At 62.7% G+C, this 21747-nt stretch carries 21 protein-coding genes; 16 read left to right on the plus strand and 5 right to left on the minus strand.

The features are described from left to right. Positions 1 to 23: 23 nt before the first annotated feature. Together lysE and ACM3N8_RS12340 are read right to left on the minus strand one after the other, a co-directional pair. Positions 24 to 644: an L-lysine exporter gene (lysE, locus tag ACM3N8_RS12335; protein ID WP_241325688.1), complete on the minus strand. Its 621-nt coding sequence runs from the start codon at positions 642 to 644 to the stop codon at positions 24 to 26. Positions 645 to 846: 202 nt separating this feature from the next. Next, positions 847 to 1629 carry a LuxR family transcriptional regulator gene (locus ACM3N8_RS12340; protein ID WP_042868909.1) on the minus strand — a complete coding sequence of 261 codons (783 nt, stop codon included), beginning with the start codon at positions 1627 to 1629 and terminating at the stop codon, positions 847 to 849. A 62-nt stretch (positions 1630 to 1691) separates the two neighbouring features. Here ACM3N8_RS12340 and ACM3N8_RS12345 point away from each other — a divergent pair, with 62 nt between their 5' ends. The 11 genes from ACM3N8_RS12345 to ACM3N8_RS12395 all read left to right on the plus strand — a co-directional run bounded on the left by ACM3N8_RS12345 (position 1692) and on the right by ACM3N8_RS12395 (position 14740). Continuing rightward, the gene (locus ACM3N8_RS12345; protein ID WP_290019671.1) at positions 1692 to 2315 is read left to right on the plus strand and encodes an acyl-homoserine-lactone synthase; all 624 of its coding nucleotides are present in this window, start codon (positions 1692 to 1694) and stop codon (positions 2313 to 2315) included. Between the two features lie 266 nt (positions 2316 to 2581). After that, positions 2582 to 3481 carry a LysR family transcriptional regulator ArgP gene (locus ACM3N8_RS12350; protein WP_290019670.1) on the plus strand — a complete coding sequence of 300 codons (900 nt, stop codon included), beginning with the start codon at positions 2582 to 2584 and terminating at the stop codon, positions 3479 to 3481. A 100-nt stretch (positions 3482 to 3581) separates the two neighbouring features. Continuing rightward, positions 3582 to 5618: an exoribonuclease II gene (locus ACM3N8_RS12355; RefSeq protein ID WP_416016181.1), complete on the plus strand. Its 2037-nt coding sequence runs from the start codon at positions 3582 to 3584 to the stop codon at positions 5616 to 5618. 392 nt (positions 5619 to 6010) lie between these two features. Continuing rightward, positions 6011 to 6604, plus strand: coding sequence for a TetR/AcrR family transcriptional regulator (locus tag ACM3N8_RS12360; protein WP_416016182.1), 594 nt, complete (start codon positions 6011 to 6013; stop codon positions 6602 to 6604). 21 nt (positions 6605 to 6625) lie between these two features. Continuing rightward, positions 6626 to 7672 carry a heparan-alpha-glucosaminide N-acetyltransferase domain-containing protein gene (locus tag ACM3N8_RS12365; protein ID WP_416016183.1) on the plus strand — a complete coding sequence of 349 codons (1047 nt, stop codon included), beginning with the start codon at positions 6626 to 6628 and terminating at the stop codon, positions 7670 to 7672. Between the two features lie 455 nt (positions 7673 to 8127). Continuing rightward, positions 8128 to 10050, plus strand: a complete 1923-nt coding sequence (locus ACM3N8_RS12370) for a PTS mannitol transporter subunit IICBA (protein WP_416016184.1) — start codon at positions 8128 to 8130, stop codon at positions 10048 to 10050. Positions 10051 to 10087: 37 nt separating this feature from the next. Further along, a complete protein-coding gene (locus tag ACM3N8_RS12375; protein ID WP_416016185.1) occupies positions 10088 to 11233 on the plus strand; it encodes a mannitol-1-phosphate 5-dehydrogenase in 1146 nt (381 codons plus the stop codon). Positions 11234 to 11360: 127 nt separating this feature from the next. After that, positions 11361 to 11882: an MltR family transcriptional regulator gene (locus tag ACM3N8_RS12380; RefSeq protein ID WP_042868891.1), complete on the plus strand. Its 522-nt coding sequence runs from the start codon at positions 11361 to 11363 to the stop codon at positions 11880 to 11882. A 176-nt stretch (positions 11883 to 12058) separates the two neighbouring features. Beyond that, complete coding sequence (locus tag ACM3N8_RS12385; protein WP_416016186.1) at positions 12059 to 13846, plus strand: cation:proton antiporter; 1788 nt, start codon at positions 12059 to 12061, stop codon at positions 13844 to 13846. Beyond that, a complete protein-coding gene (locus ACM3N8_RS12390; protein ID WP_241325681.1) occupies positions 13843 to 14427 on the plus strand; it encodes a DNA-J related domain-containing protein in 585 nt (194 codons plus the stop codon). Before ACM3N8_RS12385 ends, ACM3N8_RS12390 begins: the two co-directional genes overlap by 4 nt. A gap of 64 nt (positions 14428 to 14491) precedes the next feature. Next, positions 14492 to 14740, plus strand: a complete 249-nt coding sequence (locus ACM3N8_RS12395) for a hypothetical protein (protein ID WP_098980867.1) — start codon at positions 14492 to 14494, stop codon at positions 14738 to 14740. A 42-nt stretch (positions 14741 to 14782) separates the two neighbouring features. Here ACM3N8_RS12395 and ACM3N8_RS12400 read toward each other — a convergent pair whose 3' ends face one another. Together ACM3N8_RS12400 and zntB are read right to left on the minus strand one after the other, a co-directional pair. Next, positions 14783 to 15301: a mechanosensitive ion channel domain-containing protein gene (locus ACM3N8_RS12400; RefSeq protein WP_042868883.1), complete on the minus strand. Its 519-nt coding sequence runs from the start codon at positions 15299 to 15301 to the stop codon at positions 14783 to 14785. Between the two features lie 9 nt (positions 15302 to 15310). Further along, positions 15311 to 16303, minus strand: a complete 993-nt coding sequence (gene zntB / locus ACM3N8_RS12405) for a zinc transporter ZntB (RefSeq protein WP_098980868.1) — start codon at positions 16301 to 16303, stop codon at positions 15311 to 15313. A 104-nt stretch (positions 16304 to 16407) separates the two neighbouring features. On the opposite strand from zntB, the gene ACM3N8_RS12410 reads away from it, so the two are divergent. From ACM3N8_RS12410 to ACM3N8_RS12425, 4 genes are all read left to right on the plus strand, one after another. After that, a complete protein-coding gene (locus ACM3N8_RS12410) occupies positions 16408 to 16860 on the plus strand; it encodes a YaiI/YqxD family protein (protein WP_042868879.1) in 453 nt (150 codons plus the stop codon). A 119-nt stretch (positions 16861 to 16979) separates the two neighbouring features. Then, positions 16980 to 17249 (plus strand): PepSY domain-containing protein, encoded by a 270-nt coding sequence (locus tag ACM3N8_RS12415; RefSeq protein WP_043140526.1) that lies wholly within the window; start codon positions 16980 to 16982, stop codon positions 17247 to 17249. A gap of 48 nt (positions 17250 to 17297) precedes the next feature. Then, complete coding sequence (locus ACM3N8_RS12420; RefSeq protein WP_290019663.1) at positions 17298 to 17855, plus strand: cytochrome b/b6 domain-containing protein; 558 nt, start codon at positions 17298 to 17300, stop codon at positions 17853 to 17855. 92 nt (positions 17856 to 17947) lie between these two features. Then, the gene (locus ACM3N8_RS12425) at positions 17948 to 18448 is read left to right on the plus strand and encodes a metal-dependent hydrolase (protein ID WP_241325677.1); all 501 of its coding nucleotides are present in this window, start codon (positions 17948 to 17950) and stop codon (positions 18446 to 18448) included. 111 nt (positions 18449 to 18559) lie between these two features. On the opposite strand, the gene ACM3N8_RS12430 is transcribed toward ACM3N8_RS12425, so the two are convergent. Further along, on the minus strand, positions 18560 to 19765 hold the full coding sequence (locus ACM3N8_RS12430; RefSeq protein WP_043140518.1) for a NupC/NupG family nucleoside CNT transporter: 1206 nt from the start codon (positions 19763 to 19765) through the stop codon (positions 18560 to 18562). A 563-nt stretch (positions 19766 to 20328) separates the two neighbouring features. Here ACM3N8_RS12430 and dbpA point away from each other — a divergent pair. Next, positions 20329 to 21708 (plus strand): ATP-dependent RNA helicase DbpA, encoded by a 1380-nt coding sequence (gene dbpA / locus ACM3N8_RS12435; protein WP_416016187.1) that lies wholly within the window; start codon positions 20329 to 20331, stop codon positions 21706 to 21708. Positions 21709 to 21747: the final 39 nt, after the last annotated feature.

The following is a 21747-nucleotide window of genomic DNA, read 5'->3' on the forward strand; positions in this document are numbered from 1 at the left end:
TGAGGTACGGCACAAAAATAGCCTTATGAGGCCAGCAAAGCCCCGCTCGCCAGTTGCAACGCCAACCCGAGCATGATGAAACCAACAATGGTATCAATAGCTTGCTGAACCCTGCCGCGAGCAAGCCAGGGCGAGAGCGCAGCCGCGCCAAACGCCAGGCTGTAGAACCAGACCAGAGAGGCCAGCATGGCCCCGGCCGCAAAGGCCGGCCGCAACTCCTCGGCAAACTGGCTGCCGAAGGAGCCGAGCAGCATCAGGGTATCCAGATAGACGTGAGGATTGAGCAGGGTCACCCCGAGCGTCATGGCCAGCACGCTCTTGACCCCCATCAACTGCGGCGAGTCCGCAAGCGCAGCCCCCTGCCCGCGCCAGGCGCTGCGCAGGGAACGGATGCCGAACCAGCCGAGAAACAGCACGCCGCCCCAGGTCAGCAGCGCCAGTCCGATAGGGCTGGCCGCCAGCAGGTTGGCACCGCCGAACACCCCGATCCCGATCAGCACGAGATCACACAGGCAGCAGAGCGTCGCCGCCAGCAGATGGTGGTTGCGGTGTATGCCCCGGCTCAGCACGAAGGCGTTCTGGGCTCCGATGGGAATGATCATGGCAAGGCCGAGGGTGAAGCCTTGCAGGCTAGTTGCGAACATGGATTGAACGTCCAGAAGAGGGATTGGACGGCACTATAAAGGTCGGCGGGGTGTTCAGAGAAATTCATAAATCTGCTGATGGATTCATTTTCCTAATCAGCTGGATTTCTGAGGGCAGGGATGAATTCCATCCGGCACCAACTGTCAATTGCATGATCTGACAATTGTGAGCCTGTCGCTCTGCCCCGAGAATCATTGAGTTTTATTGCATCAACTTGGGGAAGTTGGTGACAACGACCTGCTCCAGATTGGGCAGCAAAATGCCACTGCTCACCCCCTTGGCGATGGCCTGGTAGCGATTCATCGACCCCGTTTTACGGGTGACCTGATTGAGGTGGTAGTTCACGGTGCGTTCCGTGATCCCCAGGATGCAGGCAATTTCACCCGACGTTTTCCCTTCACTGGCCCAGAACAGGCATTCCGTCTCCCGGTCAGTCAGGGCCTCCTGAGGGTCATCTTCCCGCAGACTGACCCGCACAATCCGGATCGCCGCCTCGAAGATGTAGTTGGACATCCAGGAGAGGATGGGCGAGGACTCCAGCAGCAGATCGCTCGACGCCCGCTCGGCGGTGATGAACGACAGTATGCCGTTTTCCCCCGCCGCACCGTGCAGCGGAAACGAAATGCCGTTGCGCAGCCCGAACTCCGCCGCCAACCCCATCACATCCAGACTGCCCTCTTGCAGAAAACGCGCCCGTCCTTCCAGCCGGTTCCAATAAATGGGCAAGGTCTGCTTGCGGGCCAGCTGAATGATGGGATCACAGGCCAGCATATGGTTGGCCGTATAGGCCTGCACCCAGGAGTCGGGGCACTGATTGAACAGCACCACCTTGGGCCTTTGCATCGACATGGGAATGATCAGCGCGAACCGGTAGTAGTCATAGCCCATACCGAGCGTGAACCGACCGATCAACTCGGCCAAACGATCCCCGTCCGTTACCGAAGTGAAATGTTCGAGGTACTCAAGCAGTTGGTCTTGTTTCATATGCTAGCCCCCCTGGCCAGGGCCTCGATTATAGCGCCGAACACTGAAATGGAGACATCTGAATGCTTGTTTTCAAAGGAAAATTAAAAGAACACCCCAGATGGGAGGTAGAAAACGAGCTTTATCGCTTCCGTAATCGCGTCTTCTCCGATCGCCTCGGCTGGGATGTGGAGTCCCACCGTGGTCTGGAGCAGGACAGCTTCGATACCCCGGACACCCACTGGGTGCTGATCGAGGACGAAGAGGGCCTGTGTGGCTGCATCCGGCTGCTCAGTTGCGCCCAGGATTACATGCTGCCCAGCATATTCCCCAGCGCCCTCGCCGGTGAGGCGCCACCGCGCAGCAACGACGTCTGGGAACTGACCCGCCTCGCCATCGATGCCGAACGGGCTCCCCGGCTCGGCAACGGCATCAGCGAACTGACCTGCATCATCTTCCGCGAGGTCTATGCCTTCGCCAGGGCGAAGGGGATCCGGGAGCTCGTCGCCGTGGTCAGCCTGCCGGTGGAGCGCATCTTCCGCCGTCTCGGCCTGCCCATCGAGCGACTCGGCCACCGTCAGGCGGTGGATCTTGGGGCCGTGCGCGGGGTCGGTATCCGCTTCCATCTGGATGAGCGCTTCGCCCGTGCCGTCGGCCGGCCCATGCAGGGCGAGTATGCCGATGCCCGCGAGCTGGTCACTGAGTGAGAGTCGTCATAAAAAAATCCCGGGATAAGACCCGGGATTAAAAGTTCTCGCTATGGCCCGTTTCCACCCCATGCAAAAACGGACGCAAAAGAGTATCCCCTGAATATCTTTTGACCACCACTGTCACATCTCACAGTGACAAACCCGCTTTCACCCCGCACACCACGCCAGCCGGGCCTGTCGGCGATCCGGCCAGCACAGTGTTGTCCTGCGGTCGCCACTCCAGTAGCATCCCTTCTCAATACCTGTACGGATAAGGAATGCTGATGAAGGCGTTGGATTACAAGCTGCTGCTGGCACTGGATGCCGTGATGCAGGAACAAAACTTCGAGCGGGCCGCCCAGCGCCTGCACATCACCCAGTCCGCCATCTCCCAGCGCATCAAGCAGCTGGAGCAGCAATTCGCCGAGCCGCTGCTCATTCGCAGTCAACCACTACAGGCGACCCCTCTCGGCCAGAAGCTGCTGGCCCACTACCGCCAGGTGCGCCAGCTGGAACTGGAGCTGGCCGGCGAGATAGCACCCGACGAACCCCAGGCCCCGATCCGGGTCAGCATAGCGGTTAACGCCGACAGTCTGGCGACCTGGTTCCTGCCAGCCCTCGCACCTCTGCTGGAGCAGCACCCCATAGAGCTGAACCTGCTGGTGGATGACGAGTGCCGCACCCTGGACCGGGTGCGCGAGGGGCAGGCCTTCGGCGCCGTCAGCCTGCACGGCCAGCCGCTGGCGGGTTGCTGCGTCGACGAGCTCGGCGAGATGCACTACCTGCTCACCGCCAGTCCCGCCTTCGTCGCCCGCCATTTTCCAAATGGCATGACCCGGGCAGCGCTGGCCAAGGCGCCGGCGGTGGCGTTTGATCAGCGTGACGACATGCACGTCAGCTTCATGGCACGCCACTTCGGGCTGGAGCCCGGCGGCTATCCCTGCCACACGGTGCGCTCGTCGGAGGCCTTCGTCGCCATGGCCGAGCAGGGGCTCGCCTACTGCCTCATCCCCGAACTGCAGATCCGCCAGCAGCTGACCCAGGGCAGCCTGCTCGATCTCAGCCCGCAGCATCACCTGGTCGAGCGCCTCTACTGGCACCGCTGGGTGCTGGAGCGGGGGCTGCACAAACAGATCTCCCAGCGCCTGATCGATCAGGGGCGCCACGCACTGCACAGGGGCTGACGGGGCCATTCACCTTGGCTTTGGAGGGGTAAAAACGTATAGTGCTGGGCGATCCTTCATCAGGTCTCCACCCAGGTTTTCCACTTCAGGTTCCTCACTTATGTTCCAAGACAATCCGCTGCTGGCCCAGCTCAAGCAACAAATCCGCGAAAACATCCCCAAGAAAGAGGGTGTGATCCGCGCCTCGGACCGGGGCTTCGGCTTTCTGGAAGTCGATGAGAAGACCAGCTATTTCGTGCCGCCTCCCTACATGAAGAAGGTGATGCACGGTGACCGGGTGAGCGCCCTGATCCGTACCGAAAAAGAGAAGGAAGTGGCCGAGCCGGATGCCCTGCTGGAGCAGGCGGTGACCCGCTTCGTCGGTCGCGTGAAGATGTTCCGCGATCGCCTCAACGTGGTGCCGGACCATCCGCTGATCAAGGACGCCATCAAGGCCCGCGCCAAGAAGGGTCTGGATGAGAAGTCCTTCAAGGAAGGGGACTGGGTGGTAGCGACCCTCAAGCGCCACGCCCTGAGTGATGGCAACTTCTCCGCCGAGATCAGCCACAAGATCGCCGATCAGGAAGACCACAACGTACCCTGGTGGGTGGTGCTGGCGCGCCACAACCTGGCCCAGATTGAACCGGCCGACCTGCCCGAGTGGAACGTCATCGAAGAGGAAGAGCTGCCGCGCACCGACCTGACCGCGACCCCCTTCTTCACCATAGATGGCGCCAAGACCAAGGACATGGATGACGCCCTGGCCATCCGCAAGCTGGACAACGGCTGGGAACTGCTGGTCGCCATCGCCGATCCGACCGCCTATGTGGCCGAAGGCAGCGAGCTGGACAAGGAAGCCGCCCAGCGCGCCTTCACCGTCTACATGCCGGGCCGCAACGTGCCCATGATCCCGCGCACCCTCTCGGACGAGCTCTGCTCCCTGAAAGAGGGCGAGGAGCGCAACACCCTGTGCGCCCGCCTGCTGATCGCCGAAGATGGCCTGCTGCTGGAAGAGACCGAATTCTTCGCCGCCCGCATCTGCTCCCACGCCCGCCTCAACTATGACGAGGTCTCCGACTGGGCCGAGCATGGCAAGGCACTGGACATAGACGCAGACGTCATGGCCCAGCTGCCACTGATGAAGGCGATGACGGAGGCACGCATCGCATGGCGTACCGAGCACGCCCTGGTGTTCCCGGACAGACCCGACTACGACTTCGAGCTGGGTGAAAACGGCGCCGTGCTGGCCATCCACTTGGAGCCGCGCCGCATCGCCAACCGCATGATCGAAGAGTCGATGATCGCCGCCAACATCTGCGCCGGTCGCGTGCTAGGCAAGAGCGTCGGCTACGGCATCTTCAACGTCCACACAGGGTTCGATGAAGAGTCCCTCGACGGCGCCATCGACCTGCTGAAAAGCGCCGAGGCCCCGTTCGAGAAGGAAGAGATCGCCAGCCTGTCCGGCTTCTGCGCCCTGCGCCGCTGGATCGACAGCCTGGATACCCGCTGGCTGGACGGCAAGATCCGCCGCTTCCAGAGCTATGCGCTGATGTCCGCCGAGCCGGGTGCCCACTACGGCCTGGGCCTGGATGCCTACGCTACCTGGACTTCACCTATTCGGAAGTACGGCGACATGGTCAACCATCGCCTGCTCAAGGCCGTCATCGCCGGCAAGACCCCGGGTGAGCGCCCAAGCCAGGAGCTGACCGAGCACCTGACCGAGTGCCGCCGCCTGCACCGCAGGGTGGAGCGCGACATCGGCGACTGGCTCTATGTCCGTTACCTCAAGGCCGATGCCGGCACCGACAAGGTGTTCAACGCCGAGATCATCGACGTGATGCGCGCCGGTCTCAAACTGCGTCTGCAGGAAAACGGTGCCGTGGTCTTCATGCCCGCCCGCCACATCCTGGACAACAAGGAGCGGCTGGAGTGCAACTGGGACAACGGCCGCGTCTACCTGGACAAGACCGAAGTGGTCTATGAGCTGGGCCAGATCATCGAGGTCAAGCTGACCGAGGCGGTAGAAGATACCCGCTCCCTCATCGCCAAACCGGCGGTGGATCTGGTGCCGGGTCCGGCACCGGAAGCCCCTGTGGCCGACAGCGCAGTGACCGAGAGCACTGACGCTCCTGCAGAGGCCGCCCCCAAGGCGGAATAAGCCCGGCGTCAGCAACTGGATATCCATAAAGCCCGCAACCCTGCGGGCTTTTTTATGGCCGTTGTTCACGGCCAGCAGAAAGAGGATACCCCCGCCCGCAACCAGCCCTCTCCATGGCCCCCTTGAGCCAACAGGCGAGTGCTGAGCAGGCGGCCCTATGAGGCGATGGTCAGGGGAGCGCTCACCCTCCCAGTCACGGCGCTGACCGGCTTGAAGGCTGGGGTAAGGGCGGCTCGGCGGAGGCATGGCTTGCCCCTGAGCCTGCCGACCGAGAAGGTGCGTCCCCTTGGCCACCTGTGGCTTGCTTATTTTTCACACCGGGGATAAGGTGAACACCACAAATGAACGAACGTTCGCTCATAAGACTTGGACCAGCAGAGGGGAAACCGGCCATGTCCATCAATCACAACCGCCTGGAGCAGAGGCGGGAGCAGATCATCCAGGCCGCCCTCGGCTGCTTCATCGAGCGGGGCTTCCACCAGACCGGGATGCGCGACATAGCCGCCGCCGCCGGAGTGAGTCTGGGCAACCTCTACAACCACTTCGCCCGCAAGGAGGATCTGATCGCCCTGATCGCCTCGCTGGAGGCGGCCGAGCTGCAACCCCTGCTGGATGAGCTGACCCGGGGACCGGCCCGCGCGGCGCTGGCCCGCTTCGCCGCCGGCTATCTGACCTGGTCGCTGACCCCGGAGAACCTGCTGCTCGGCACCGAGATCCTGGCCGAGCTGACCCGCCACCCCGAGATGGCGGCCACCTTTGCCAGCAACCAGCGCCAGCTGTGTGATGCCCTGGCCGCTGCGGTGCGCCGTGGCCAGCAGGCGGGGGAGCTGGCTGCCCGCCTGGTGCCGGATCTCACGGCCCAGCTGCTGCTGGATGCACTGGAGGGGCAGGCCCTGCGCCACGCCCTGGCCCTGCACCCGGAGCAGGCGCCGATCGTACAACGACTGCCCCAGCTGCTGGACCAGCTGCTGGGCCCGGCCAGCTGATCACCCCAAGGAGTCGCCATCATGACCTCCCCGCTCAATCGACTGGAAGGACTGGATCTGGCCCGCGCCCTGGCCCTGCTCGGCATGGTGCTGGTGAACTTTCGCATCGCCATGGGGGTGCTGACGGGCGGGCCTGACTGGCTCAAAACCCTGCTGGATGCGCTGGAGGGGCGCTCCGCCGCCAGCTTCGTGGTGCTGGCAGGCATAGGCCTGGGTCTGTCGACCCGCAAGCTGAGCTGGCCGGCAGCCATGCACCACACCGCCAGGCGGGCTCTGTTCCTGCTGATCCTGGGGCTGCTCAACTACCTGGTGTTTCCGGCCGACATCATCCACTACTACGCCGTCTACTTCCTGCTGGGGGCCTGCTGTCTGCGGCTGCCCTCCCTCTGGCTGCTCGCCCTGATCCCCTTGCTGGCGGCGGGCTTCGTCAGCCTGCTGTTTCACTTCAATTACGATCAGGGCTGGCAGTGGCACAGCTTCAGCTATCCCGAGTTCTGGACCCTGCACGGCTTTGCCCGCAATCTGCTGTTCAATGGCTGGCACCCCGTGGTGCCCTGGCTGAGCTTTCTGCTCTACGGCCTCTGGTTGAGCCGCCAGGCCCTCGCGAGTGCAACCGTACAGCGCAGGCTGCTGGTCGGCGGGCTGAGTGCCATGGGGCTGGCCAAGGGGCTGTCGCTCTGGCTGCTGACACTGTTTCCCCAGCCTGAGCTGGCGCCTCTGCTGGCGACCCAACCCATACCTCCGGCCCCGCTCTACCTGCTGTTTGGCATGGGGGCGGCCAGCACCCTGATCGCGCTCTGCCTCTGGCTCGGCCGCGCCCTGCCCCATGCGCGCTGGTGGCGGGTCTGGCTGCCGGTCGGACGGCAGACGCTGACCCTCTATATTGCCCACATCATGATCGGCCTGGGCGTGCTGGAAGCACTGGGCTGGCTGCAGGGGCAGGATCTGCCCGAGGTGGTGCTGGCCGCCGCCCTCTTCGCCCTGGCGGCTCTGCTGTTTGCCAATTTGTGGAATAAGCGCTTCGATCGGGGCCTGCTGGAGGGGGTGATGCGCCGGCTGTGCGGCTGAGGGATCTGAGTGGAAAACTGAAAGTGGGTTACAAAATAATTGATTCATTGATGATTAATGACATAAAGCGAAGGATTCATCGCCCTGACTCGCTGATTGGGGGTCACTGAGATCGCCCCATTTGAATACAAATAATGTATTTGTGATGCAAATCACATTGACAGCCAGTTTGCGCAAACCACATAAGGTGATCTTAATCACATTAAATCTGCGTACTCGGCAGAAAAGTTCGAAATGTAGCCGAACTACAGCGCCTGAATGTGATCGGCGTCACCATGAAGGGAGGGGGGTGGTCTGGGTATTTGAGAGGTGCGTCACAAGACACCCCGTTTTCAGCCTAATTTGATCACAAGCTGGTAGATTGAAGTTGCTTAGACGACTGGGATGGGGGTTCGGCAAAACCCGTCATCCCGACTACCACTTTTAATCAAACAGGCTTAAAACGGGGTCCCGACATGTTATCACCGGATACCAAAGTCAAGATACAGAATTTTGGACGCTTCCTGTCCAATATGGTCATGCCCAACATAGGCGCCTTCATCGCCTGGGGCTTCATTACCGCCCTCTTCATTCCCACCGGCTGGCTGCCAAGCGAAACCTTGGCCAAGCTGGTCGGCCCCATGATCACCTACCTGCTGCCGCTGCTGATTGGCTATACCGGCGGCAAGCTGATGGGCGGTGAACGGGGCGGCGTGGTCGGTGCCATCACCACCATGGGCGTCATAGTGGGGACCGACATCCCCATGTTCATGGGTGCCATGATGGTCGGTCCGCTCGGTGGCTGGGCCATCAAGCGCTTCGACAAGGTGATGGAAGGGCGCGTCAAGAGCGGCTTCGAGATGCTGGTCAACAACTTCTCCGCCGGCCTCATCGGCATGTTGCTGGCGATCCTCGCCTTCTTCGTGATCGGCCCCTTCGTCAAGGTGCTCTCCGGCGTGCTGGCCGGTGGCGTCGGCTTCCTGGTGGACAACAACCTGCTGCCGCTCACCTCCATCTTCGTCGAACCAGCCAAGATCCTGTTCCTCAACAACGCCATCAACCACGGCATCTTCTCGCCGCTGGGGATCCAGCAAGCGACCGAGCATGGCCAGTCCATCTTCTTCCTGATCGAAGCGAACCCGGGCCCGGGCATGGGCGTGCTGCTGGCCTACATGGTGTTCGGTCGCGGTGCCGCCAAACAGTCCGCCGCCGGTGCCTCCATCATTCACTTCTTCGGTGGCATCCACGAGATCTACTTCCCCTACGTGCTGATGAACCCGCGCCTCATACTGGCGGTGATCGCCGGTGGCATGACAGGGGTCTTCACCCTGACCCTGTTCAACGCGGGTCTGGTCTCCCCCGCCTCGCCGGGCTCCATCTTCGCCGTACTCTTGATGACGCCGAAAGCCTCCCTGATCGGGGTCATGCTCTCCATCATCTGCTCGACCCTGGTCTCCTTCCTGGTCGCCGCCGTGTTCGTGCGCGCCCAGCAGCCGGAAGCCGACGAGGCCGATGCCCTGGGTGAAGCCACTCGCAAGATGAAAGCCATGAAGGGTGCCAAACCCGAAACCGCGGCGGCCAAGAAGCCGGGCGGTGAACTGATGGCGGTGCGCAATATCGTGGTTGCCTGCGATGCGGGCATGGGTTCCAGCGCCATGGGCGCCGGCATGCTGCGCAAGCGGGTGCAGGCCGCCGGGCTCGACATCAGCGTCACCAACCGCGCCATCGATCAGCTCGACGATCAGGTGGACTGGGTCATCACCCACAAGGACTTGACCGAGCGGGCCCGTCGCCATGCGCCGCACGCCCACCACATCTCGCTCACCAACTTCCTCGACAACGGCCTCTATCAGGAGCTGGTGCAGAGCCTGACCCAGGCCGCCAACGATGACGTCGCCCACCCCCAGCTGCTGGTGGCGGCCAACGACGACCACTACGAGCCGCAGGCCAGCGAGGTGTTCACCCTGAGCCGTCAGGACGTGCACCTGGGGCTCAAGGCCGACAACAAGGAGGCCGCCATCCGGGCTGCCGGCAAGCTGCTGGCGGAGCGGGGCTACGTGGCACCCGACTACGTCAACGCCATGCTGGAGCGCGAGCAGCTGGTCTCAACCTACCTCGGCGAGTCCATCGCCGTGCCCCACGGCACCATAGCCGCCAAGGAGTTCGTGAAGCGTACCGGCATCGTCATCTGCCAGTATCCGGCCGGGGTCGCCTTCGGCGAGGCGGCCGATGAAGTGGCGCGCTTGGTGATCGGCATCGCCGCCCGCAACGACGAGCACATGCAGGTGATAACCCGCCTGACCAATGCACTGGATGAACCCGGTCTCATCGACCGGCTGGCCAGCACCCAGGATCCCCAGGAGTTTCTGGATCTGCTGGGTGCCGAACAGGCTGCGTAATCGTCCTTCATCGTCTTTGGTTGTAGAGGTTAATATCATGAAAACATTGCATTTTGGTGCCGGCAATATAGGTCGTGGCTTCATTGGAAAACTGCTGGCGGACGCCAGCCACCAGGTCACCTTCGCCGACGTCAACGAGACCCTGATCGATCAGCTCAACCACCGCCAGGAGTACAAGGTGCACGTGGTGGGGGCGGATCAGAAGCTGGACGTGGTGCGCAACGTGGCGGCGGTCAGCTCCGCCGGTCACGAGGTGATCGCCCGCATCATCACCGCCGATCTGGTCACCACAGCGGTCGGCCCCAACATTCTGGACAAGATTGCCAGCACCCTGGCCAAGGGGCTGCAGGCCCGCTTCGATGCCGGCAACCTGACCCCGCTCAACGTCATCGCCTGCGAGAACATGGTGCGCGGCACCAGCCATCTCAAGCAGGAGGTACTCAAGTTCCTGCCGGTCGCGTATCATGCCACGCTCGAATCCTGCGTCGGCTTCGTCGACTCGGCGGTGGATCGCATAGTGCCACCGGCGGCGGCCAACGACGATCCGCTGGAAGTGACGGTGGAGAGCTTCAGCGAGTGGATCGTCGATCAGACCCAGTTCAAGGGTGAACTGCCGCAGGTGGCGGGCATGGAGCCCACCGACAACCTGATGGCCTTCGTCGAGCGCAAGCTGTTCACCCTCAACACCGGCCACATAGTCACCGCCTACCTCGGCAAGCTGCGGGGCTATCGCACCATACGCGAGGCGATTGAAGATCCTGTGATCCGCAGCAAGGTGCGCCGCGCCATGGAGGAGAGCGGAGCCGTGCTGGTGAAGCGTTACGGCTTCGATCCCCGTCTGCACGCCGCCTATATCGAGAAGATCCTGGCCCGCTTCGCCAACCCCTATCTGGTGGACGAGATTGATCGGGTCGGCCGTCAGCCGCTGCGCAAGCTGGCGGCGGGGGATCGGCTGGTGAAGCCGCTGCTCGGCACCCTGGAGTACGGCCTGCCGAGCGATCACCTGCAGGAGGGGATAGCCGCGGCGCTGCACTATCGCAACGCCGATGACCCCCAGGCGGTGGAGCTGCAGAGCCTGCTGGCAGAGCTTGGCCCGGCCCAGGCCCTGGCCCGGGTGACAGGCCTTGCCGCCGACAGCGAGATAGTGCGTGCCATCGTCGCCCGTTACGACACCTTGAAGTGACCCTGATGGGGCGCACTCATCGCCGGACCGCCGCATCAACCGGTTGAATGGCATGGGAATTCGCCCCATATGATAAAAACCGGGAGAGAGGCACTCTCTCTCCCTGTCAGCTGGACCCTAAGCACCTATGACCACACACCAGGAAGATGAAGTACTGGAACGACTGAACGAGCAGGATGGCCCCCGCGGCTTCTTTCTCGAAGTCGTGACCATCCTGGAAGAGGCGGTCGACTCCCTGATGCGGCGCGCGTTCCGCCAGGAGGAGTATGCCGTCAAATACGCCATCGAACCCCTGCTCAACCAGAGCGGCCCCCTCGGCCAGCTGGAGGTGCGCCTCAAGCTCATCTTCGCCCTCGGTCTCATCTCCCTCGAGCGCTATCAGGATCTGGAAGCCTACCTGAAGATCCGCGACTTTCTGGTGCGCGATCCCAAGGATTACCGCTTCAGCGACAAGCCGATCCGCGATCTGCTGAATCGTCTGCACGGTCTCAACCAGGGCAGCATGATGCCGCAGGATCCCCCGGCCAACGAGGAAGACTGGCCCTTCTACCAGATGCAGCTCAACCGGCTCGATCAGGTGGTGCGCTCGGCGCTGGTGCTGGCGGTGGCCGACTGCGTCACCGATCTCCACAAAGAGAGCCCCATCTAATCCGGCTGGAGGCGTCGGGTCAGCAGCCTCCCCTTGCCCACCCCTTCTTCCCGACGGCCATGACGCCGGCTGTCGCGCCCATCCCCGTCGCCCTTGCTCGCGCCGCCACCGGGTGTCAATCTGACCAGCTTCCCCGCTACACTTCCCCCTAGTCCATTAGCTGAGTCGAGGTCTGCATGATTGCTCTCTCCCTGGCCGGGATCGCCCTGGTCTCAGTGCTGGCCCAGTGGCTCGCCTGGTCGCTGCGGGTACCCGCCATCCTGTTTCTGCTGCTCACCGGCCTGACCCTGGGCCCGGTCAGCGGCCTGCTCGACCCCGATGCCCTGCTCGGCGACCTGCTGTTTCCGCTGGTCTCCCTGTCGGTGGCCATCATACTGTTCGAAGGGGCCCTGACCCTGCATCTGGCCGAGCTCAAGGGGATAGGCAAGGTGGTGCGCAACCTCTGCTCGGTGGGCATGCTGGCCAGCTTCGCCGTCATCGGCAGCGCCAGCTACTTCCTGCTGGGGCTGGACTGGCGGGTTGCCATGCTGCTCGGCGCCGTGCTGGTGGTGACGGGGCCGACCGTGGTCGCCCCCATGCTCAACGTGATCCGCCCGACCCGGGAAGTGGACCGCATCCTGCGCTGGGAAGGGATAGTCATAGACCCCATCGGTGCCCTGTTCGCCGTGCTGGTGTTCGAGGCGGTGCGCCTCGGCAGTCAGGGGGATCTCATCGGCCACACCCTGCTGGCACTGGCAAAAACTGTGGGGGTCGGCGCCCTGAACGGGGTGGTCGCCGGCTGGCTCACCACACTGCTGATCCGCAAGGACTGGCTGCCGGTCAGCCTGCACAAGTTCGGGGTGCTGGCGCTGGTGCTGGTCACCTTCAGCCTCTCCAACTGGCTCAGCCACGAATCCGGCCTGCTGGCGGTCACAGTATTCGGCATCTGGCTCGCCAACCAGGAGGGGCTGGATCTGGAGGAGGTGCTGGCCTTCAAGGAGGATCTCGCCGTCATCCTCATCTCCTCCCTGTTCATCCTGCTGGCGGCCCGCCTCGATCTGGCCCAGCTCTGGCAGCTCGGCCCCATGGTGCTGGCGCTGCTGTGCGTGGTGCAGTTCGTGGCACGCCCGCTCTGCATCCTGGTCTCGACCTGGGGCTCGGATCTCTCCTGGCGAGCCCGCGCCCTGCTCAGCTGGATAGCGCCGCGGGGCATAGTGGCGGCGGCGGTCAGCGCCTCCTTCGCCATCAGCCTGCATCAGGCCGATATTCCCGATGCAGACAAGCTGGTGCCGCTGGTGTTCGCGGTGATCATCTCCACAGTGGTGCTGCAGAGCCTCACCTCTGCGCCGCTGGCGGGCCTGCTCAAGATGCGCCAGAGCGCCCCCAACACCTGGCTCATCATAGGGGCCAACTCGGTGGCGCGGGCCATAGGCCGGGCGCTGGCGGAGCAGGGAGTGCCGGTGCAGCTCTGCGATCCGGCCTGGGAGTTTTGCCGCCAGGCGCGCATGAGCAACCTGCCCTGTTACTTCGGCAACCCCCAGTCCGAACACGCCGAGTTGCACCTGCCGCTCACCAGCATCAGCACAGTGCTGGCGCTCTCCCCCAACCGTCACAACAACGCCCTCGGCGTGCTGCACTTCGCTCATCTCTATGGCGAGGAGAAGGTCTACTCCCTGCGCTCCAGCGAACAGCACGGCAAGGCAAACCGGGAGAGCGCCACCTTCCGCGCCCGCCAGAACCTGTTCGGTCCCGAGGTCAACTATGCCCGCCTGAGCGGCCTGCTGAGCCGGGGCGGCCAGATCAAGGCGACCCGCCTGAGCGAGGCGTTTGACTGGGCGCAATACCAGGTGGCCAATCCCGGTGCCATCCCGCTGTTCGTGCTGGATGGCAAGGCCAGGCCCCGCATAGTCACGGGCCCTGTCACGCCGCTGGCGGGGGAGCTGCTGATCGCCCTGCAACCACCGAAGGAGGCAGTCAGCTCATGAGCGAGACGTCGCACCACCACAATCCGCTGCTCGCACCCCTGCTGGCCCTGCTGCAACAGGCCAGGGGTGGCTACAAGGTGCACGAGCTGCTGGCCGCCCTGCGCCGGCAGGGGGCGGTTCCAACGTTGGCGGAGGATGAGCAGTTGCAGCTGTTTCGGGTCAACTTCCTCATCATGAACGCCCTCTACCAGCTGCAGGCCGAGCTCCATGACGAGGGCTGGTGGCTGGTGATCAGTACCCTGGATATCCGGCTCGAACCCCTTGCCGGGGCAACAGATACTCGCCAGAGGCTGGCCCTCGGCCAGCCGCTGCGCAGTTACTACCTGGACTGGCGGGTGTTCTGGCAGACAGACAGGGAGGAGGTGGAGGCCCTGCTCACCCGTTTCTGGCTCGCTTATGACGGAACGGGGCACAGGGCGGAGGCGCTGGCCCTGTTCGAGCTGACCGCAGATGCCAGCCAGGAGACAGTGCGCCGCCGCTGGCGGGAGCTGGCGCTGCAACACCACCCGGATCGGGGTGGCGATGCCGAGACCTTCATCCGCATTCGCTGGGCCTGGGAGTGCCTGAACACAGCCAAATGAGCCGGGCCGCCACCAGTCCCAGCCACTAGACTTGAAGAGGCGCCAAGAGTCACAGGAGGACGTCATGACAGTCAGTGAACTTCGCCTGCTCTACCAACAGCAAGCCTTCAAGGAAGCCGAGATCCTGCAGGATGCCATACTGCCGGGCTGGATCGTGGAGTTCAGGGGTCAGGATGGCAGGTTGTACGAGCTGACAGACACCCTGGGTTGCCCCCGCTATTTCGGCTCTATCGAGGAGGCCCGCCAGCACGTGCATCTGGTGGCGGACTGCCCGATCCAGGTCGAGCATCTCTACCGCTTCTTCGAACGCTGAGCGGCATTCAGGATCAAGAAAGGCTCCCGAGGGAGCCTTTTCTCATTCAGGTTGCAAGGGTTCCGCCCCCTTGCCCTCCAGCCGCCTGACCGGTTTTTGCAGGATCAGGTTGGCCGGATAGGTGACCAGATCGCCATTGTCATCGCGCACCCTCAGGTAGAACAGGCCTATCTCTGTGATGACGCCGGTGACCGAATCGTCCTTGTCGAGGATCCGGATCCGGTCGCCAATCTTGTAGGGGAAGGCGAAGAAGATGGTGATGCTGGCGGTGATGTTGGAGAGGATCGACCACTGCGCCACCATGGCGACGCCCAGCACGGCGAAGAAGGAGGAGGCGAGCACCACCAGCCGGGAGAAGTCGAGCCCCCACACCCCGGCCAGGATCAGCAGGGTGGCGCAGCCGAGCAGGAAGTGGAACACGTGCTCCACGTAGAGCACCCGGTTCTCGCTCACCTGCCGGCTCTGGGCCAGCGCCAGCAGACTTTTGTGAATGAGGCTGCGGATCAGGGTGTGGCCCAGCAACAGCAGCAGGGTCACGCCAAAAGATTGCCACATGGTCATGACGACTCCTTACCACCAGCGTCTGTGTTTGAGCCAGACGGCCAGCCCGGTGGCCAGTGCCACCAGGGAGCCGCAGAAGACCCAGAAGGCGGTCGGGCTCTCGGCCCCCGGGATCCCCCCCAGGTTGATGCCAAACAGACCGGTCAGGAAGCTGGCGGGCAGAAACAGCAGCGCCATCACCGACATCTGGTAGGCGCGGCGATTGGTCGCCTCCGCCATCAGGTTGTTGATCTCGTCCGCCAGCACGGCGGTGCGCGCCACCCCGGCATCCAGATCATCCAGCCAGCGCCGCAGCCGGTCGGCGATGTCGAGCAGGCGGCGCCTGTCATCCTCGTCCAGCCAGCTGATCTTCTCGTTGGCGAGGCGCGCCACCAGATCCCGCTGGGGGGAGAGGTAGCGGCGGATCATGATGAGCTGCTTGCGGATCAGCGCCAGCCTGCCGTTGGCGGGCAGGTCGCGCATCAGCACCATCTCCTCCAGATCCAGGATCTGATCGTGCAGCTCCTCGACAAACTCTCCCGCCCTGTCGGTCAGGGCATCACAGATCTCCACCAGCCAGTCGGCCGGGGTATCGGCACCGCCCCCCAGTTTCAGCTGGCCATACACGTCCTGCTCCGACAACAAGGCGCGACGACGGCTGCTGATGATGAGATCCGGGGTGATGTAGATGCGCAGCGCCACCATCTCTTCGGGCCTGTGATCCTTGTTGTGGTTGATGCCACGCAGGATCAGCAGCACGGTTTCCCCCATCCGCACCAGCTTGGGCCTGTTGCTCTGGCCGAGCAGGGACTCGCGCGCCGCGTCATTGAGCAGCGGGGTCTGCAGCAGCCAGCGGGCCGCTTCCGGATTGCCGTAATCCAGATGCAACCAGCCGGGTTTATCCCCCGGTATCTCGCTCCCCGCCGCCAGCGGCTGCATGCCGCCCTTACCATCCAGGGTCAGGCCATAAATCACGTCACTGGGCACCCGATCCATCTGCTCGTCCTTTTCGTTCCGATTCATCGGCCCAGCTTACACGAAAGCCGGGCCTGACTCAGCCCCGGGGCAGCCGGCCCGTGCCGGCCATGTTAAGATGCGGCATCATTTCAGACACAGGAAGCCATGCCATGCCCATCTGGGTCGATGCCGATGCCTGCCCCCTCCCGGTCAAGGAGATCCTCTACCGCGCCGCCCACCGCGCCCAGGTCGTCACCACGCTGGTGGCCAATCAGGGGCTGCGCGTCCCCCCCTCCCCCTTCATCAAGACCCAGCAGGTGGAGAAAGGATTCGATGTGGCGGATCATGTGATCGCCCAGCAGGTCACGCCGGGGGATCTGGTGATCACGGGCGACATACCGCTCGCCTCCTGGGTGATAGATGCCGGTGGCGAGGCGCTCAACCCCCGCGGCGAGATCTACACCCGCGAGACCATCCAGGCGCGGCTCGGCATGCGCAACTTCATGGAGGAGCTGCGCTCGGCCGGGGTGCAGACCGGCGGCCCGGCGCCCTTCAACGCCGCCGACAAGCAGCGCTTCGCCAACGCCCTCGACAAGTGGCTGCTCAAGGGCAAGCTGAGCTGATTGCGGCCTCCCCGGCATCCAGCCGGGGATATTCATTCCTACCTCCTTGTGCTTAATTTTTCCTTAAGTTTGGTCCCCTAACCTTGTGGCTGTTTCACACCCACCCGCAAGGAGCACACATGAAACTGACCCCTCTGTTGTTACTGATCCCCCTGTTCAGCGGCGCCGTTCTGGCCGATCCCCAGTGTACCCAGACCGACAAGAGCCAATGGCTGAGCGAAGCGGATGCCCAGCAGCAGATCAAGGCGATGGGCTACGACATCAAGAAGTTCAAGGTGACCAAGACCCACTGCTACGAGATCTACGGTTGGGACAAGGACAAGCGCAAGGTCGAGATCTACTTCGACCCGACCGATCTGAAGAAAGTGAAAGAAGAGATAGACGACTAACCCAGCCATGGGCCGGTCTGTCGCCGGCCCCCTTGATGGAGCCTTGCCATGACAACCCCGTCTGAAGTGAAAGTCTGGGATCCCCTCATCCGGGTGTTTCACTGGGCAACCGTGATCCTCTGCCTGCTCAACTTCTTCGTACTGGAAGAGGGCAGCAAGAACCACAGATACGTCGGCTATACCCTGGCAGCCCTGCTGCTGATCCGGCTGCTGTGGGGACTGGTCGGCCCCCATTACGCCCGCTTCGGCCAATGGTGGCCGACGCCGGCCCGCATTCGTTACTACCTGCGCCAGCTGGCGCAGGGCCGCCACCCCTATTATCTCGGCCACAACCCGCTCGGCGCCCTGATGATCTGGCTGTTGCTGCTGTCGCTGGTCGGCACCATAGCCACCGGCTGGTTCACCACCTGGGATACCTTCTGGGGTGAAGAGTGGATGGAAGAGCTGCACGGGGTCGTCGCCAACACCCTGATGGCCGCCGTCGGTGTCCATGCCGCCGTGGTGATCCTGACCGACCGCCTCACCCGCAGCGATCTGCTGCGCGCCATGGTGCTGGGCAAAAAACGGGTGCCCGCCGATGCCAAGGTGGAAGATCCGCGCAGTTAATGACCGGGCCGGTCCGCCGGCCCCAGTTTTTTGCTGCAATGGCCCGCGACACTGGTAAGATGCGCCGCCATTTCTCCATGCCGTAAGCCACCATGACAGCCCAAGGGCACCTGCTGTTTTCCGTCACCTGCACCCTGCTCGCCCACAAGTTCCAGCTCACGCCGGCCCTGGCCGATGCCAGTCTGTGGCAGACCATACCCGCCGCACTGGCCAGCGCCCTGTTGCCGGATCTCGACCACCCCAAGTCCGTGCTGGGTCAGCGGCTGCCCTGGATCTCCAAGCCATTGTCGCGGCTGTTTGGTCATCGCGGCTTCACCCACAGCCTGCTGGCGGTGGCCGTGGCCGTGTGGGGGCTGGATCAGAGCCTGGTGCCCGAACTGCTGCCCGCCGGGGTCAAGGATGCGCTCATTATCGGCTACCTCAGCCACCTGCTGGGAGACTGGCTCACCCCCGCCGGCATACCGCTGTTCTGGCCCCTCAAGCGGCGCTACCGGCTGCCGGGCTGGCCGCTCAAGAGCGGCGGTGCCGTCGAGACCGGCTTTTGCACCCTCACCCTGCTGGCCGCCGGTTACTGGAACCACTGGGCCGGTTGAGCGGGCCCAGACCCGGCACCGCTGCGGATTGGCCGGAAGCCCCTCTGCCCCCTGAAAAAAACAAACCCCTGCCGAGGCAGGGGTTTGTCATGGTGAGAGCGGATGAATGAGTTACAGCATCACACCGGCAATCACGGCGGAGAGCAGGCTCACCAGGGTAGAACCGTACACCAGCTTCAGACCGAAGCGGGAAACCATGTTGCCCTTCTCTTCGTTCAGCGCTTTTACCGCACCGGCGATGATGCCGATGGAGCTGAAGTTGGCGAACGACACCATGAAGATGGAGAGGATGCCGACGGTGCGCGGGGAGAGCTCGGCAGCGATCTTGCCCAAGTCCATCATGGCCACGAACTCGTTGGTCACCAGCTTGGTCGCCATGATGGAACCGGCTTGCAGGGCTTCACCACCCGGGATACCCAGGATCCAGGCGATCGGGTAGAAGAGGTAGCCCATGACGTACTGGAAGTTGACGCCAAACGCCAGCTCGAACAAGTAGTTGACCAGAGCGATCAGGGCGATGAAGCCCACCAGCATGGCAGCCACGATCACGGCCACGGAGAAACCGGCCATGATGTACTCGCCCAGCATCTCGAAGAAGTTCTCTTTCTTCGGGGTGTGGTGCTCGTCGCCCTCGGCGATGGCTTTCAGGTCGGTGACAGAGTTGTCCGGCTCATACGGGTTGATCAGGGACAGCACTATGAAGGTGCTGAACATGTTGAGCACCAGCGCGGCCACCACGTAACGCGGCTCGATCAGCTGCATGTAGGCACCGACGATGGACATGGAGACGGTGGACATGGCGGTCGCCGCCAGAGTGTACATCTGCTTCTCGTTCAGGTGCGGCAGTGTGTTCTTGAGCGCGATGAAGTTCTCGGACTGGCCGACGATCATGGAGCTGATGGCGTTGAAGGATTCCAGCTTGCCCATGCCGTTGATCTTGGCCAGCACTGTACCTATGCCACGGATGACGATGGGCAGCAGACGGATGTACTGCAGAATACCGATCAGCACGGAGATGAAGACGATGGGCATCAACACCATCAGGAAGAAGGAGAAGGCCCCTTCGTTGACCAGGCCACCGAACACGAAGTCGGTACCCTGTTTGGCAAACTCCATCAACTTGGTGAAGCCGGCTGCGAAGCCACCCACCACCGCCAGACCCACTTCGGAGTTCAGCATGAACCAGGCCAGCGCCAGTTCGACCACCAGTAGTTGGCCGATATAGCGCAGTTTGATCTGTTTCCAGTTGTGGCGGTTAGCCAGCAAAGCAAGAGCGAGGACCATCACGAGTCCGAGCACAAAGTGAACGTATTCCATACCAGTAGCACCTGAGTGAATTGTTATTTTTGACCGGCGCCATCATAGTCATTTGCATATTTAAAAATCAGATAGCCATCACAATCTGCGGTAAAAATATGCATGTTGGATAATACAAACGTTTTTAAATTAATTAAACGCTCATTGCGGCATCTAATCATTGTTCAATAAATATAAAAATAGATAATAAACAGCCAGTTACAAATAAACATCTCAACCAGAAAGACCTATCACAACACAATATCAACATCTGCTTAAAACGCTGGCCGCCCCGTCGTAGCGGTCAGGTTAAATTTGAGACAAAAATATTTAATCAAACCAGAGTGACAAACGTTTATCTTATTTGCGATGAACAACGCCGGCTTAGTCGCGCTATTTTTGACGCTGTTTTGCATTCTGTTCCGTGCACACAAACGGGAAAGCGCCCGCTTTTTACTGCACGCGCCTCACCAGGCTCCTTTGCTCAGGCGTTCAAAAATCCGCCACACCCGAGGCCGCATTCTGGTACAATGCGCGGCCTTAGCGTTAGCGCATCCCCGTTTTCTCCGAAATAGAGTCCTTTTGTGAACAACAGCGAATTTAGCAGCCTCAACCTCTCCCCCGCCCTGCTGGAGAACCTCGCCAGTCTGGGTTATCTGCAGATGACCCCGATCCAGGCCCAGAGCCTGCCCCTGGTGCTCGATGGCAAAGATCTGATCGCCAAGGCAAAAACCGGCAGCGGCAAGACGGCCGCCTTCGCCCTGGGTCTGCTCTCCCGGCTCAACGTCAACCGTGTCGACGTGCAGGCGCTGGTGCTCTGCCCGACCCGCGAACTGGCGGATCAGGTGGCCCAGGAGATCCGTCGTCTGGCCCGCGCCCTGCCGAACGTCAAGCTGGTGACCCTGTGTGGTGGCACTCCGACCGCACCTCAGTCCGCCACTCTGAGCTTCGGCGCCCACATCGCCGTCGGCACCCCGGGTCGTATTCTCAAGCACCTGGAGCAGGGTACCCTGGAGCTCTCCAGCCTGGAGACACTGGTGCTGGACGAGGCAGATCGCATGCTGGACATGGGCTTTGGCGAAGACATCAACAAGGTCATCAGCTATGCCCCCGAGCGCCGTCAGACCCTGCTGTTCTCCGCCACTTATCCGGAGGGGATAGCCCAGATGAGCCGCGGCGTGCAGCGCAACCCGGTCGAGGTGAGTGTGGAGTCCCTGCACGAGGGCAGCGCCATCGAACAGAAGCTGTATGAAGTGCCGGCCGGTCAGCGCCTCGACGCCCTGACCTGGCTGCTGAGCCACTACCAGCCAAGCTCCTGCGTGGTGTTCTGCAACACCAAGCGGGCCTGCAACGACGTGGCCGACCATCTGGCCGCCAAGGGCTTCTCGGCGCTGGCGCTGAACGGCGACCTGGAACAGCGCGAGCGGGATCAGGTGCTGGTGCGCTTCGCCAACGGCAGCGCCACCATACTGGTCGCCACCGACGTGGCCGCCCGTGGTCTGGACATCAAGGAGCTGGGCGCCGTCATCAACTTCGAGCTGACCTATGACCCCGAGGTGCATGTGCATCGCATCGGTCGTACCGGTCGCGCCGGCCAGCAGGGTCTGGCCCTGAGCCTGTATCAGCCGAACGAGGCCCAGCGCGTCAACTTTATCGAGGAGTACCAGCAGGCTCCCATCCCGCAAGGGGATCTGGCCGAGATTGGCCGCGAGATCAAACCGATCGCGCCGCTGATGGCCACCCTCTCCATCGATGCGGGCCGCAAGACCAAGGTGCGGGCCGGTGACATCCTGGGCGCCCTGACCGGCGAAGGCGGCATTGCCGGGGCCGATGTTGGCAAGATCCAGATCTCCGAGCAGTACTCCTACGTGGCGGTGAAGCGCAGCGTGGCAAGCGCCGCCCTCAAGCGGTTGCAGGAAGGCAAGATCAAGGGGCGCACCTACCGCGCCCGCAAACTGGGTTAACGATGCAGCCGGGCGGCGCAGCTGCCCGACTCGTCACGA

It is taken from the genome of Aeromonas sp. A04 (genome assembly GCF_047780465.1).
Lineage (GTDB): Bacteria > Pseudomonadota > Gammaproteobacteria > Enterobacterales > Aeromonadaceae > Aeromonas > Aeromonas bestiarum.

Bases quoted from the DNA above. Each gene is read 5' to 3' on its own strand.
- ACM3N8_RS12350 (WP_290019670.1), top strand. From the start codon at position 2,582: ATGAAGGCGTTGGATTACAAGCTGCTGCTGGCACTGGATGCCGTGATG.
- ACM3N8_RS12410 (WP_042868879.1), top strand. From the start codon at position 16,408: ATGCCCATCTGGGTCGATGCCGATGCCTGCCCCCTCCCGGTCAAGGAG.
- ACM3N8_RS12425 (WP_241325677.1), top strand. From the start codon at position 17,948: ATGACAGCCCAAGGGCACCTGCTGTTTTCCGTCACCTGCACCCTGCTC.
- ACM3N8_RS12360 (WP_416016182.1), top strand. From the start codon at position 6,011: ATGTCCATCAATCACAACCGCCTGGAGCAGAGGCGGGAGCAGATCATC.
- lysE (WP_241325688.1), bottom strand. From the start codon at position 644: ATGTTCGCAACTAGCCTGCAAGGCTTCACCCTCGGCCTTGCCATGATC.
- ACM3N8_RS12340 (WP_042868909.1), bottom strand. From the start codon at position 1,629: ATGAAACAAGACCAACTGCTTGAGTACCTCGAACATTTCACTTCGGTA.
- zntB (WP_098980868.1), bottom strand. From the start codon at position 16,303: ATGAATCGGAACGAAAAGGACGAGCAGATGGATCGGGTGCCCAGTGAC.
- ACM3N8_RS12420 (WP_290019663.1), top strand. From the start codon at position 17,298: ATGACAACCCCGTCTGAAGTGAAAGTCTGGGATCCCCTCATCCGGGTG.
- ACM3N8_RS12430 (WP_043140518.1), bottom strand. From the start codon at position 19,765: ATGGAATACGTTCACTTTGTGCTCGGACTCGTGATGGTCCTCGCTCTT.
- ACM3N8_RS12380 (WP_042868891.1), top strand. From the start codon at position 11,361: ATGACCACACACCAGGAAGATGAAGTACTGGAACGACTGAACGAGCAG.
- ACM3N8_RS12390 (WP_241325681.1), top strand. From the start codon at position 13,843: ATGAGCGAGACGTCGCACCACCACAATCCGCTGCTCGCACCCCTGCTG.
- ACM3N8_RS12365 (WP_416016183.1), top strand. From the start codon at position 6,626: ATGACCTCCCCGCTCAATCGACTGGAAGGACTGGATCTGGCCCGCGCC.
- ACM3N8_RS12375 (WP_416016185.1), top strand. From the start codon at position 10,088: ATGAAAACATTGCATTTTGGTGCCGGCAATATAGGTCGTGGCTTCATT.
- ACM3N8_RS12395 (WP_098980867.1), top strand. From the start codon at position 14,492: ATGACAGTCAGTGAACTTCGCCTGCTCTACCAACAGCAAGCCTTCAAG.
- ACM3N8_RS12400 (WP_042868883.1), bottom strand. From the start codon at position 15,301: ATGACCATGTGGCAATCTTTTGGCGTGACCCTGCTGCTGTTGCTGGGC.
- ACM3N8_RS12355 (WP_416016181.1), top strand. From the start codon at position 3,582: ATGTTCCAAGACAATCCGCTGCTGGCCCAGCTCAAGCAACAAATCCGC.
- ACM3N8_RS12370 (WP_416016184.1), top strand. From the start codon at position 8,128: ATGTTATCACCGGATACCAAAGTCAAGATACAGAATTTTGGACGCTTC.
- ACM3N8_RS12345 (WP_290019671.1), top strand. From the start codon at position 1,692: ATGCTTGTTTTCAAAGGAAAATTAAAAGAACACCCCAGATGGGAGGTA.
- ACM3N8_RS12385 (WP_416016186.1), top strand. From the start codon at position 12,059: ATGATTGCTCTCTCCCTGGCCGGGATCGCCCTGGTCTCAGTGCTGGCC.
- ACM3N8_RS12415 (WP_043140526.1), top strand. From the start codon at position 16,980: ATGAAACTGACCCCTCTGTTGTTACTGATCCCCCTGTTCAGCGGCGCC.